The sequence below is a fragment of the Ruegeria sp. BB9 genome, assembly GCF_056539345.1.
On the sequence record NZ_JBQFUU010000001.1, the window covers coordinates 509396 to 521510 of the forward strand.

Consider the following 12115-nt stretch of genomic DNA (forward strand, 5'->3'; position numbering starts at 1 on the left):
CGTTCCGCGGGGTCAGATTCTGCGATTCGAGACCATGGTCGATGCGAGGGGGTCAGGCCGCCTCGGGGCCGAAAGCCTCAGTAAAGGTTTTGCGCAGAGCCACATCGACATCGGCCATTGTCACCGGCAATCCCAGATCCACCAACGAAGTCACGCCGAACTCCCGGATGCCGCAGGGAACGATGCCCGAAAAATGCTCTAGGTCCGGTTCCACGTTTATCGAGATGCCGTGGAAGCTGATCCATTTCCGCAAGCGGATGCCGATCGCAGCGATTTTGTCCTCGGCTGGTTCGCCGCTGACGGTCAGCGGCTTGTCCTTGCGCGGCACCCACACACCGACACGGCCTTCGCGGATTTCTCCGTGGACGTTGAACTCGGCCAGTGCCGAGATCACCCAGGTTTCCAGCTGTTTGACAAAGCGGCGGACATCATGGCCGCGCTTTCCGACATCCAGCATGACATAGACGACCCGCTGGCCAGGTCCGTGATAGGTGTATTCGCCCCCGCGCTTGCTGGCATAGACCGGGAATCGATCCGGGTCGGTCAGGTCTTGGGGTTTGGCTGATGTTCCGGCCGTATAGAGCGGCGGATGCTCCAAGAACCAGATGCACTCGTCCGCGGTTCCGGCCGCAATCTCGGCCACCCGCGCCTCCATGAAGGCGACGGCGGTGTCATAGTCGGTCAGTCCGTCGGTGATCTTCCATTCCATGCGCGCCTCATAGCCGTCCTGCTGTCCAAGCGAAAGAGGTTAGGCGGCCTCGGCCCGGCATCGCTGCAGGACCTGAGCGTAGGTCTCGGTGCCCTGCGCACCCGTCAGCAGGTACTTGCCGCCAAAAACCATTGCCGGAACTCCGGTGATGCCTCGGCTGGTCCAGAATTGTTGCTTTTGCCTTACCGGGCCTGCATGCGCGCCCGATTCCAATGCCGCGCGGGCGGCGTCTGGGTCGAGGCCGGCGGTCTGAGCGGCATCCAGCAATACCTCAACTTTCGAAACATCCCGCTGATCTGTGAAATAGGCCTTGAACAAGGCCAGCTTCAGAGGGTGTTGCCTGCCTTGCGTTTCGGCCCAGTCCAGAAGTTGATGTGCAGCGAAGGTGTTCACTATGCGGCTGTCATCATTGAAATTGAACGTGAAACCCAAATCTGCACCGAGCGCTGTCAACCGGTCTCGAGCCTGCTGGCTCTGCTCGGCGGTCGAGCCGTACTTTTCCATGATGTGCTCTCGCAGGCTCTGGCCGTCCGGCCCCATAGTGGGGTTCAGTTCGAATGGGTGCCACCGGAGCTGCGCCATCACGTTCTCCTGCTCCAGCGCCAGATCAAGCTGACGAAACCCGACGATGCACCACGGGCATACGACATCGGATACGATGTCGACTTGGATGACGGGGCGGGGATCGGGTGTGGGCATCGTATGCTCCTGCTGCGATGTGGCATCGGGTTTCGTGACCCCACAGATATGGTTGCGGGCCGGGAATTCCAATGCGGTTGCTTTTGCCTCTTCACATCCTTTTGCCAAGCGTCTATACGCCGCCTACCAAGTCACAGGCAGTGCGGCCGTGGCGGAATTGGTAGACGCGCAGCGTTGAGGTCGCTGTGGGGTAACACCCGTGGAAGTTCGAGTCTTCTCGGCCGCACCATTTTCTTCCTTGTCAATTCACCCGTCGTTCCGTTTTGGGCGAGGGGCGGCATTGTGGCTAATCGCGAATTCTTGCGAGCGGTTTCAGCACGCCAAACACGGGCACTTGATTCCGCTGTTAATTCGAATATCCATGAATTATGGAAAAAGTGATTCCCGACCGCCTGTCCACCTTGGGTCATCCGTCTCGGTTGGCCGTTTTTCGGCTGTTGATGCGCCGGTATCCCGATCGCATACCCGCGACCGAGATTGCCATCGCGTTGGACCTCAAGCCGAATACGCTGTCCAACTACGTGAATGCGCTGATGCAGGCGGGACTTGTGACGCAGGAAAGGGTCGGGACGTCCTTACGCTACTCGGTGGATATGAAAGCCGTGCGGGAGACGTTCGATTACCTTCTGCTGGATTGCTGCCGTGGGCGTCCGGAACTCTGCGCGCCCAGTCCGCTCAACGGCGTTGACGCGCATGCGGCCAATGCCGCGCGTACCTACAACGTTTTGTTCATATGCACCGGGAATTCCGCGCGCTCGATTTTCGCCGAGGCCCTTTTGAAGCAGCTTGGCGGCGACCGGTTCCACGTGTTTTCCGCCGGTACACGTCCTCAGTCCCAGTTGAACCCAGCGGCGCTTGAGGTGCTGCGGCAGAATGGGCACGACATCTCGGACCTGCGCGCCAAGAATGTAGGCGAGTTCCAGGCCCCGGGCGCGCCGAAATTCGATTTCGTGTTCACCGTATGCAATCAGGCTGCGAACGAAGATTGCCCCGCCTGGCCCGGGCAGCCGATCAGCGCGCACTGGGGTATGCCCGATCCGGTGAAGGCCGAGGGGACAGAGGCCCAAAAAAGCCTTGCCTTCCAGCAGGCCTACGGCGCGTTGCGCAACCGGATCCTGACCTTTTCCTCGCTGCCGTTCGAAACCCTTGACCGCATGTCCCTTCAGAAGGCCGTGGATGACATCGGCCAGATCCATACCGGAGAAATCGCATGACCGTTTATGCTCTCAACGGCCTTGGCCGCATCGGCAAGCTGGCCTTGAAACCCCTGCTTGAGAAAGGCGCGCAGATCGCCTGGATCAACGACGCGGTGGGCGACCCGGCCATGCACGCACATCTGCTGGAGTTCGACACCGTGCATGGCCGCTGGGACGCCGAGTTCCGCCATGATGAAAGCTCGGTCACCATCGACGGCGTGCGGCTGCCCTTCATCGGAACCCGCAACCTGTCGGAGCTGCCGCTTGAGGGCGTCGACGTCGTCATCGACTGCACCGGGGTCTTCAAGACCGATGCAAAGCTGGCCCTTTACTTTGACGCCGGTGTGAAAAAGGTGGTGGTCTCGGCTCCGGTCAAGGATGGCGATGCGGCCAATATCGTCTTTGGCGTGAACGAAGGCACCTATGACCCGGCCCGCCACCGCATCGTGACCGCGGCCAGTTGCACCACGAACTGCCTGGCCCCGGTGGTCAAGGTCATCCACGAGAGCCTGGGCATCCGGCACGGCTCGATCACCACGATTCATGACGTGACCAACACGCAGACGATCGTGGACCGTCCGGCCAAGGACCTGCGCCGTGCCCGGTCGGCGCTGAACTCGCTGATCCCCACGACCACCGGCAGCGCCACGGCGATCACCCTGATCTATCCCGAACTGACGGGGCGGCTGAACGGGCATGCGGTGCGGGTGCCGCTGCTGAATGCCTCGCTGACCGATTGCGTGTTCGAGGTTGAACGCGAAACGACGGCCGAAGAGGTGAACGCCATGTTCAAGGCCGCGGCCGAGGGGCCTCTGGCCGGCATTTTGGGCTATGAGGAGCGTCCTCTGGTCTCGACCGACTATACCAATGACACCCGGTCCAGCATCGTGGATGCACCCTCGACCATGGTGGTGAACGGAACGCAGGTAAAGGTCTATGCCTGGTACGACAACGAGATGGGCTACGCGCACCGTCTGGTGGATGTCGCGATGATGGTCGGGGTATCGCTTTGACAAGCGCTTCCCAGCGTCCGGACGGGTTGTCGGCCTATATGGCCGTCACGGCTGCCTATTGGGCCTTCATGCTGACCGACGGCGCCCTGCGGATGCTGGTGCTGCTGCATTTTCACACGCTGGGCTTTTCACCGGTTCAGCTGGCCTATCTGTTCGTGCTGTACGAGATCGCCGGGATGGTCACCAATCTGGCCGCCGGGTGGATCGCCGCGCGGTTCGGGCTGACCGCGACCCTGTATGCGGGGCTGACGATACAGGTGCTGGCATTGCTGGCGCTGGCGCAGTTGGATCCGGGCTGGACCATCGGTGCGTCCGTCGCCTTCGTGATGGTCGTGCAGGGCGCCAGCGGCGTGGCCAAGGACCTGACCAAGATGTCGTCGAAATCGGCGGTCAAGCTGTTGGCCCCCACCGAAGGCGGCGGGTTGTTCCGCTGGGTCGCGGTGCTGACCGGGTCGAAGAACGCGGTCAAGGGGCTGGGCTTCCTGCTGGGGGCGGCCTTGTTGGCCGGGCTCGGCTTCACGGGCGCCGTGCTGGGCATGGCGGGGGTTTTGTTCCTGATCCTGGTGGCGGTGCTGCTGGCGATGCCGCCGGGGCTGCCCAAGGGCCGCAAGGGCGCGAAGTTTTCCGAGGTCTTCTCAAAATCGGCAAATGTGAACTGGCTGTCCGCGGCGCGGGTCTTCCTGTTCGGGGCGCGCGACGTCTGGTTTGTCGTCGGCATCCCGATCTATTTCTACGCCGTGCTGTCGGATGGCAGCGAAGCGGGCAACCGCTCGGCCTTTTTTCTGATCGGCGGGTTCATGGCCTTGTGGATCATTCTGTACGGCATTGTTCAGGCTGCGGCCCCGCGCCTGCTGCGGGCAGGGTCGCGGGATGAGGCCGACCTGGTCGCGGCGGCGCGCAGTTGGGCCTGGGGGCTGGCCTGCGTGCCGGCCGTCCTGACGGTGGCCGCGCTGATGTCCTCTGGTCCGGCGCCGTGGCTGACGCTGACGCTGGTAGGTGGCCTGCTGGCCTTTGGCGCGGTCTTTGCGGTGAATTCCTCGCTGCATTCCTATCTGATCCTGGCCTTCACCCGGGCCGAGCGGGTGACGATGGATGTGGGCTTCTACTACATGGCCAATGCGGGCGGGCGGCTGTTGGGCACGCTGCTGTCCGGGCTGACCTATCAATGGGGCGGGTTGCCCTTGATGCTGGGGACGGCGGCCGCCATGGTCTCGCTGTCCGCCGTGGCGGCGGGGCGCTTGCAGCCCCAAACAACTTCGGAGATCTCGGCATGAGCGTATTTGAACGGTATCTGTCCCTGTGGATCGCGCTGGCCATGGCCGCTGGGATCGCCATCGGCTCGTTCGCGCCGGGTTTGGTTCAGGCCATCGCGGCGGCCGAGGTGGCCAATGTCAACCTGGTGGTGGCGGTGCTGATCTGGGCCATGGTCTATCCGATGATGGTAGGGGTGGACCCAGGCAGCCTGCGCGACGTGGTGAAACAGCCCAAAGGGCTGGCGATCACCCTGGTGGTCAACTGGCTGATCAAGCCCTTTACCATGGCGGCGCTGGGCGTGCTGTTCTTCGAATACGTCTTCGCCGACCTGATCGCGCCCGCCGATGCCCAGCAATATATCGCGGGGCTGATCCTGCTGGGTGCGGCACCCTGCACGGCAATGGTGTTCGTCTGGTCGCATCTGACCAAGGGGGACGAGAACTATACCCTGCTGCAGGTGTCGGTGAATGATATTGTCATGGTCTTTGCCTTCGCTCCGATCGTGGCCTTCCTGCTGGGCGTGACCGACATTTCCGTTCCCTGGCAGACGCTGGTCCTGTCGGTTGTCCTGTTCGTGGCACTGCCCCTGGCGGCGGGTGTCTGGACGCGCAACCGGCTGGGCTCGGCCGAGCGGATCGAGGCGTTCCGCGACCGGGTCAAGCCGTGGGGCGTTGTCGGCCTGATTGCCACCGTCGTCATCCTGTTCGGCCTGCAGGGGCAGGTGATCCTGGACCGCCCGATGGTTATCGCGCTGATCGCCGTCCCGATCCTGATCCAGTCCTACGGGATCTTTGCAGTGGCCTATACGGCGGCCTTTGCCCTGCGCGTGCCGCACCGGATTGCGGCGCCCTGCGCACTGATTGGCACGTCGAACTTCTTTGAACTGGCGGTGGCCGTCGCCATCAGCCTGTTCGGCCTAAATTCGGGTGCGGCTCTGGCCACGGTGGTGGGTGTTCTGGTCGAGGTGCCGGTGATGCTTTCGCTGGTGGCTTTCGCCAACCGGACGCGCGGCAGTTTTGCCGAGCGCTCGGAACAATCTCCAGAGGACGTCCGGGCCTAGCAATCCGACGGTGGATATCCGGCGTCAAACAGTGGTAGACGCCTAGCGCGGACCCGGCTTGGCCGGGCGCCGCAGATTTGTCTGGGCCACAAAAAGGAACGTGCACTGATGGCGGGGTCTCAATCTCGGGCACTTGCTGATCGCAGCGAAGTCACTCGCGCTGCGCGCTTGTCGGTTGCGCCGATGATGGATTGGACCGATCGGCACTGTCGGTATCTGCATCGTTTGCTCAGTGCTGAAACGCTGTTGTACACGGAAATGGTGACGGCCCCTGCTCTGGTACGGGGTGGAGCGCTGCATCTTCTGGACCACAGCCCCGAGGAACATCCCGTCGCTTTGCAATTGGGCGGATCTGACCCGCAGGAGCTGGCTCAGGCGGCCGCATTGGGGGCTGAGGCAGGGTATGACGAGATCAACCTGAACTGTGGCTGTCCGTCAGACCGGGTTCAATCGGGAACGTTTGGGGCCGTCCTGATGAAAGAGGCGGGCCGGGTCGCCGAATGCGTGGCCTCCATGCGGGAAGTTGTAGATGTCGATGTCACGGTCAAATGTCGGATCGGCGTGGATGACCAAAACCCCGAGGACGTATTGCCCGAGTTTCTGGATCGGATTCGCGCCGCCGGCTGTCAGCGCGTGACGATCCACGCCCGCAACGCTTGGCTTCAGGGGCTTAGCCCCAAAGAAAACAGGGATATACCGCCGCTGGACTACGATCTGGTTCACCGGATGAAAGCAGATTTTCCAGATCTCCACATCTCGATCAACGGAGGCATCACGACACTGGCCGAAGCCCAGGTGCATCTGGACGCCGGACTGGACGGGGTGATGATCGGCCGGGCTGCTTATCATCAGCCAACCGATATTCTGGCCGATGCCGACCCGCTGATCTACGGGTCGGGGCAAAAGGCGGATCCGGTTGAAGTCGTGATGAAAATGCTGCCCTATATCGATCGGCATCTTGCCGGCGGGGGGCGGTTGCACCAGATCACCCGACATATGCTGGGATTGTTCGCAGGACGCCCGGGTGCTCGTGGTTGGAGGCGCGCTTTGTCCGAAGGCGCGGTCAAAGACCATGCCGGACCCGAGGTGGTTCTGGGCGCGCTGTCCCGCGTGACACCGGATGCCGAGGCGGCGCAGGTAGTTTAAGACGGCCCAAGGGCCGGGGACCAAGGGGGACGGATGCCCGATACGATGTTGCTGGCCCAGATGCTGGGCCTTTTGCTTGTGATCGGCGCGCTGGCCGGTGTTTTGGCTGGCCTTTTGGGAGTCGGTGGCGGGATCGTTCTGGTGCCGGCCTTCTTCTACGCTTTTCAAACGCTGGGATATGGTGGCCCGCAGCTGATGCAGCTGTGTCTTGCGACGTCACTTGCCACGATCATCGTGACTTCGGTTCGTTCGGTGCTGAGTCACAACAAGAAAGGCGCCGTCGATTGGGATATTCTACGCGGTTGGGGTCCGGGTATCGCAGTCGGTGCGATTGTTGGCGTACTGGTCGCCTCGGCCCTGCGCACGGAAGCGTTGCAGGCGCTGTTCGGTATCCTTGGAATGGTGATTGGCGCTTATCTGGGACTTGGCAAGTCCGAATGGCGATTGGGTGATGCCATGCCCGGCGGGCTGAAGCGGTTGGTGATTTCGCCGTTGGTCGGGTTTCTGTCGGTGCTGATGGGAATTGGCGGCGGCAGCTTTGGGGTGCCTCTGATGAGCCTCTACAACACACCGATCCATCGGGCCGTTGCGACGGCCGCGGGGTTTGGCGTGATCATCGCCGTACCCTCGGTACTGGGCTTTCTGTTTCTGCCGATCGCAGCTGAACACCGTCCGCCGCTGACAATCGGCGCCGTCAATCTTGTGGCCTTTGGTGTGGTTGTTGCGATGACGATGATCACCGCGCCCTGGGGGGTGAAACTGGCCCATGCGATGGACCCCAAGCCGCTCAAACGGGTGTTTGCCGTGTTCCTCACGCTGGTGGCCCTGAATATGCTGCGCAAGGCAGTAGGGTGGTAAGGCATTTCTGGTCGCGGGGTTGGGAAGTATTCCCCTACGACCAGCCCATAGCAGACTGGGTGGCCCACGCCCTACCACTGGCGCAGCAGGCCGCCAGTGACCCAGCCCACCGGCAGTGGTTGGATTGCGAAGGCACCTGGTTCATCGGCGTCGATGCTCTGCCCAATGACGGGGCAGGGCGTGTCGTCGCCTCAGCTCCGTTGAGCGGGCAGGCTGTCGCGTTTCTGGTTGAACACTATGGTTCGATCGAATTGCACAAGGGGCAGGTCTCGGTCGTCTATCCCGGCTATCCGCGCCCGCGCAGGGGCGAGAACGAGGCGGCGGCCCGATACCGGGCCAAGCGCGACGCGGCGCATGTGGATGGCCTGAAACCCGGCGGCCCGGACCGTCGGCGCAAGATCGACGAACCTCACGCATGGGTCCTGGGTATCCCACTGACACAGGCGAGCGCAGATGCTGCGCCTCTGGTTGTTTGGGATGGCAGCCACAGGACCATGGGCGCGGCATTCCGGGCTGCGTTGGCCGGTGTTCCTCGCGCTCAGTGGGCGCAGACCGATATCACCGAGGCCTATCAGGCTGCTCGTCGCGAAGTGTTCGAAACCTGCCCGCGTATCGAAGTGTCGGCTTCGCCCGGCGAAACCTACGTGTTGCATCGCCATTGCCTGCATGGGGTCGCGCCTTGGGGGGCAGGGGCAACGGCGGGGCCGGACGGACGGATGATTGCCTATTTCCGGCCCGAGCTGCCGGGCGGTGTGGCCGAATGGATCGAATCCCCGTAACCTTCTGCCATTCTTTGGCTTTGGAGGCTCAAAATGATTACGGTCCACAAGAATTCCGACGGTGCATTGATCGAAATCGAATTGTCGGGCGAAGTAACAAGCGCCGATTACACAAGCACTTTGGTTCCCGCAATCGAGGCTGCGCTGGCGGAACATGACGCCGTCCGCCTCCTGGTAATCGTCGGCCCCGAGTTCAAAGGCTATGATCTGGGCGCTGCTTGGGAAGATACCAAGCTGGGCCTAAGCCATTGGCGCGGGTTCGATCGCGCCGCGGTCGTCGCAGACAAGGGCTGGGTCCAGACCAGCGTGCGCCTGGCTGCGCCGCTGATGCCCTGTCCGGTGCAGGTGTTCGAGCTGGCCGAGCTGGAAGAAGCGCGCCGCTGGATCCGTGAATCCCTGGGCGCGATCCACATTGTGGATTTGGGCGGGCCATGCGTGCAGGTCAGCCTTATGGGTAAGCTGGACCCCGAAGAATACGAAAAGGCCGAAGCCGATTTGGATGCCATCCTGGGTGACAGGGATGCGTTCCGGTTGCTGATCGATCTGAGGGAGTTCGATGGCTGGCAAGGGCTGACCGCTCTGGCCGCGCATTTCCGTCTGGCCCGCGGTCACGTGGGAATGCTGGATCGGGCAGCCATCGTCGGCGACAAGGCATGGCAGAACATCGCGCAGCGCGTGGGTGGCCACATTCTGGGTACACGTACCCAGTTTTTTCCGTCCGAAGAGATTGAAAACGCCAAAGCGTGGCTGGCTGCCGGATGACGGTGGCGCGCGGCCCGAATGATTGGGCCGCGCTGCGCGTCCGGGGGTAAATCCTGGATTGACACCTGACGCTGTCGCGGGCCGGTCCAACTTGTTACGTTACGTCCTTTTCGCCCAGCCGCGGGGCGCGAAAGCATTGTAACTGTTGAGTCTCTCCGGCTAATTTGTCTAATTGGTAAAAAAATTGAAGCGCGACGGCAGGTTTTCCCCCTTTCTCAAAAGCCTGACTCCGGTATGCGCAAATCGTCGCTGCGGGCCGCCACTCACTCACGCATAGTCATACGGCTCGATCCCCCTTTTCCCGAGCTCTCGACCGGCCCGCAGCGACGCAGATTTATTCAGGAAGGCTCGTATGCGGCTGATCAAGTTTTTGAAAAGAAAATCCATGACCAGTGCGGCTGTCGAAGTTGATTTCCACGATTCTACTCTTCGACGCGCGCAGACCAGCAAGTCGGAAATCACCCGTTTGTTCCGCAGTGAATTGAAGGCCGGGAAACGGTCCGGTGTGAAGACATGCGCAGACACTGCGAAAGATGAAAAAGACGGTCGGAAGACCGACAAAGCCCTTTGAAAGTCAGGATTTGTCCAGACGGGCCGCGCGACCACCCCGTCTCTTGGCCAAGCGAGGCTTGCGGGCAGGCAGGTCATTCATGATTTCGGCGCGTTCCGAGCTGTCCATTTTCGACCAGCGCGTGATTTCGTCGATGGTGCGATAGCAGCCGGTGCAGATACGCTCGGTCGGATGCACGACGCAGATCTGGACACAGGGGCTTTCGACCTCGTTCCTTTTCCAAATCATGTTCGTCATCGCCGGTCTCCGGGCTCGTTAAAGAAAGCGCAGCCTGTCCAGCGCTCCTTGCAGGATATAACCCGCCGCGACGTGGTCGATAACCTGTCCGCGACGTTTTCGTGTCGTATCCGCCTCCAAAAGTGCCTTTTCTGCCGCAACTGTGCTCAGACGCTCGTCCCAGAACCCGATCGGGATGTCGGTCAGTTGGGACAGGTTGCGGGCAAACGCGCGGGTTGATTGGCACCTTGGACCCTCGGATCCGTCCATATTCATGGGCAGGCCAAGAACGATCCCTACGATCTCGCGGTCGGCAGCGATTTCCAGAATCCGGGCAGAGTCCAGCTTGAATTTCTTGCGGCGCACGGTCTCAAGTGGGCTGGCTACGCCGCGCATGCGGTCGGAAACAGCCACGCCGATCGTCTTTTCGCCCAGATCCAGACCCATCAACGCCTGCATCGGGGGCAGTGCGGCTGCGAAATCATCGAACACGTCCTGGATCATTGCGACAGGCCAGCCTGCTGCGCGGCCGAGTTGATCAGTTCAAGCGCGGCAGGGTCTTCGGCAAACTTGGTCGCGGCTTCATCCCGGATCGCGGCGGCCTGCTCGGTTTCTCCCAGCACCCCCAGCGCCGAGATCAGTCGGGCCCATTCCTGCGGAGAACCACCTTCGGTCGCCAGCCGGTCCGATAATCCGTCAACCATGCCGCGGATCATCTCCTGACGCTCCTCGGGCGTCATTTCTGCCGCGGCTTCCATATCCGACTGGCTGGGGCCCGCACCTGCCGGAGCAGCTGCCATTTCGGGCGCGTTGAAGACGCCGGCGCGCCAGGCAAGTTCGTCGATCTGGGCGCGAATGGCGTTGGCCCAAGGCGCCCCCGGTGGCGACGTGCGCAGCGTGTCCATCCAGACGCGATAGGCCTGGTCCGGCCGTCCGATCTGCAGCAGCATCTGGCCCCAGTAATAGCGCGCCGGTCCCGATTGCGGGTCGCGTTCCAGTGCCTGACGCAAGGCCGCTTCGGCTTCGGGCGAGACATAGCCCCCCGCCGCGAGGATCAGCATTTCTGCCAGGTTAGAATAGGCGTCCGCCGGGGCCTCGTCCCCCATCAATTCGATTGCACGGCGCTGGGCTGCATAACCGGCCTGAAAATTACCCGCGTTGGTTTCGTGCTGCGCCAATAGAATGTGACCCTGAAGATCGTCCGGTCGGTCTGCCACGGTCGTGCGCAGCTGGTTCAGAAGGTTGGCATAGCTGTCTTCAAGCTGAGGCGCTTCGACGGGCGGGGCCATCTGCTCGGCCTCTTCCTGGCCGGGCCTGCTCTCACGCAGTTCGGCGGCCATCTCCATGCGCGCTGAAAGCGGCTGATCAGGGTATCCGGCGGCACCCAGTTGGCGGTACAGAGCAAACGCTCCGCCGATCAGAACCAGGGCAACGAACCCGATGGCGGCCAACCGAACAGTGGTCGATGGCCCGGTCGTCGCGTCACCGGTACGGATTTGCGCGTCGGCGGCCAGTATACGGCGCGAAATCTCGGTCCGAACCCGCTCGGCGTCGGCCTTGGCGATCACTCCGCGGGCCAGATCGCGATCAACGCTGGCCAGTTGTTCCTTGTAAACCCGCAGATCGTAGGCCGCCGGATGTTCCTGTCGCCGGCGGGTTCGGGTCAGGCCAAAGGCCAGAAATGCGGTGATCGACAGCGCAAAGAGCAGAAGCAGAACCCAGAATGTCATGATCTCTCCGGAATTGTTGCCCTCACTTAGACCTGCGCGCGCCCGGAAAAAAGGGACAAATGGCCGCGAATGGCCTACATGTCGCAATAGTGCGATATTGCGGCGCTGTACGGCAGGGGTAA

At 62.1% G+C, this 12115-nt stretch carries 14 protein-coding genes and 1 tRNA gene; 10 read left to right on the top strand and 5 right to left on the bottom strand.

Annotated features, from left to right (window positions below):
* Window positions 1-52: 52 nt before the first annotated feature.
* The gene (lipB, locus tag ACR0FC_RS02545) at window positions 53-709 is read right to left on the bottom strand and encodes a lipoyl(octanoyl) transferase LipB (protein WP_093962478.1); all 657 of its coding nucleotides are present in this window, start codon (window positions 707-709) and stop codon (window positions 53-55) included.
* A 39-nt stretch (window positions 710-748) separates the two neighbouring features.
* Window positions 749-1408, bottom strand: a complete 660-nt coding sequence (locus ACR0FC_RS02550) for a DsbA family oxidoreductase (RefSeq protein ID WP_170337949.1) — start codon at window positions 1406-1408, stop codon at window positions 749-751.
* Window positions 1409-1550: 142 nt separating this feature from the next.
* Here ACR0FC_RS02550 and ACR0FC_RS02555 point away from each other — a divergent pair.
* The 10 genes from ACR0FC_RS02555 (at window position 1551) to ACR0FC_RS02600 (ending at window position 10047) form a co-directional block, all read left to right on the top strand.
* A tRNA-Leu gene (locus tag ACR0FC_RS02555) sits at window positions 1551-1637 on the top strand.
* Window positions 1638-1776: 139 nt separating this feature from the next.
* Window positions 1777-2622, top strand: a complete 846-nt coding sequence (locus tag ACR0FC_RS02560) for an arsenate reductase/protein-tyrosine-phosphatase family protein (RefSeq protein ID WP_170337951.1) — start codon at window positions 1777-1779, stop codon at window positions 2620-2622.
* A complete protein-coding gene (locus ACR0FC_RS02565; RefSeq protein ID WP_170337954.1) occupies window positions 2619-3617 on the top strand; it encodes an ArsJ-associated glyceraldehyde-3-phosphate dehydrogenase in 999 nt (332 codons plus the stop codon). The genes ACR0FC_RS02560 and ACR0FC_RS02565 overlap by 4 nt, the downstream gene beginning before the upstream one ends.
* On the top strand, window positions 3614-4891 hold the full coding sequence (gene arsJ, locus ACR0FC_RS02570) for an organoarsenical effux MFS transporter ArsJ (RefSeq protein WP_254437748.1): 1278 nt from the start codon (window positions 3614-3616) through the stop codon (window positions 4889-4891). Before ACR0FC_RS02565 ends, arsJ begins: the two co-directional genes overlap by 4 nt.
* Window positions 4888-5931, top strand: coding sequence for an ACR3 family arsenite efflux transporter (arsB, locus tag ACR0FC_RS02575; RefSeq protein ID WP_170337956.1), 1044 nt, complete (start codon window positions 4888-4890; stop codon window positions 5929-5931). Before arsJ ends, arsB begins: the two co-directional genes overlap by 4 nt.
* A gap of 108 nt (window positions 5932-6039) precedes the next feature.
* Window positions 6040-7077 (top strand): tRNA dihydrouridine(20/20a) synthase DusA, encoded by a 1038-nt coding sequence (dusA, locus tag ACR0FC_RS02580; protein WP_170337957.1) that lies wholly within the window; start codon window positions 6040-6042, stop codon window positions 7075-7077.
* 33 nt (window positions 7078-7110) lie between these two features.
* Window positions 7111-7935: a sulfite exporter TauE/SafE family protein gene (locus ACR0FC_RS02585; protein WP_170337959.1), complete on the top strand. Its 825-nt coding sequence runs from the start codon at window positions 7111-7113 to the stop codon at window positions 7933-7935.
* Between the two features lie 59 nt (window positions 7936-7994).
* Window positions 7995-8714 carry a hypothetical protein gene (locus ACR0FC_RS02590; RefSeq protein WP_367646635.1) on the top strand — a complete coding sequence of 240 codons (720 nt, stop codon included), beginning with the start codon at window positions 7995-7997 and terminating at the stop codon, window positions 8712-8714.
* A gap of 33 nt (window positions 8715-8747) precedes the next feature.
* Entirely contained in the window at window positions 8748-9476 is a 729-nt protein-coding gene (locus ACR0FC_RS02595) for a SpoIIAA family protein (protein WP_170337963.1), read from the top strand.
* Between the two features lie 352 nt (window positions 9477-9828).
* Complete coding sequence (locus tag ACR0FC_RS02600; protein WP_170337965.1) at window positions 9829-10047, top strand: hypothetical protein; 219 nt, start codon at window positions 9829-9831, stop codon at window positions 10045-10047.
* Window positions 10048-10050: 3 nt separating this feature from the next.
* Here ACR0FC_RS02600 and ACR0FC_RS02605 read toward each other — a convergent pair whose 3' ends face one another.
* The 3 genes from ACR0FC_RS02605 to ccmI are packed head-to-tail and all read right to left on the bottom strand — an operon-like array spanning window position 10051 to window position 11993.
* Window positions 10051-10284 carry a DUF1289 domain-containing protein gene (locus tag ACR0FC_RS02605; protein WP_170337967.1) on the bottom strand — a complete coding sequence of 78 codons (234 nt, stop codon included), beginning with the start codon at window positions 10282-10284 and terminating at the stop codon, window positions 10051-10053.
* Window positions 10285-10302: 18 nt separating this feature from the next.
* Window positions 10303-10767 (bottom strand): Holliday junction resolvase RuvX, encoded by a 465-nt coding sequence (gene ruvX / locus ACR0FC_RS02610; RefSeq protein WP_170337969.1) that lies wholly within the window; start codon window positions 10765-10767, stop codon window positions 10303-10305.
* Window positions 10764-11993 (bottom strand): c-type cytochrome biogenesis protein CcmI, encoded by a 1230-nt coding sequence (ccmI, locus tag ACR0FC_RS02615; RefSeq protein WP_170337971.1) that lies wholly within the window; start codon window positions 11991-11993, stop codon window positions 10764-10766. The genes ruvX and ccmI overlap by 4 nt, the downstream gene beginning before the upstream one ends.
* Between the last annotated feature and the right edge of the window lie 122 nt (window positions 11994-12115).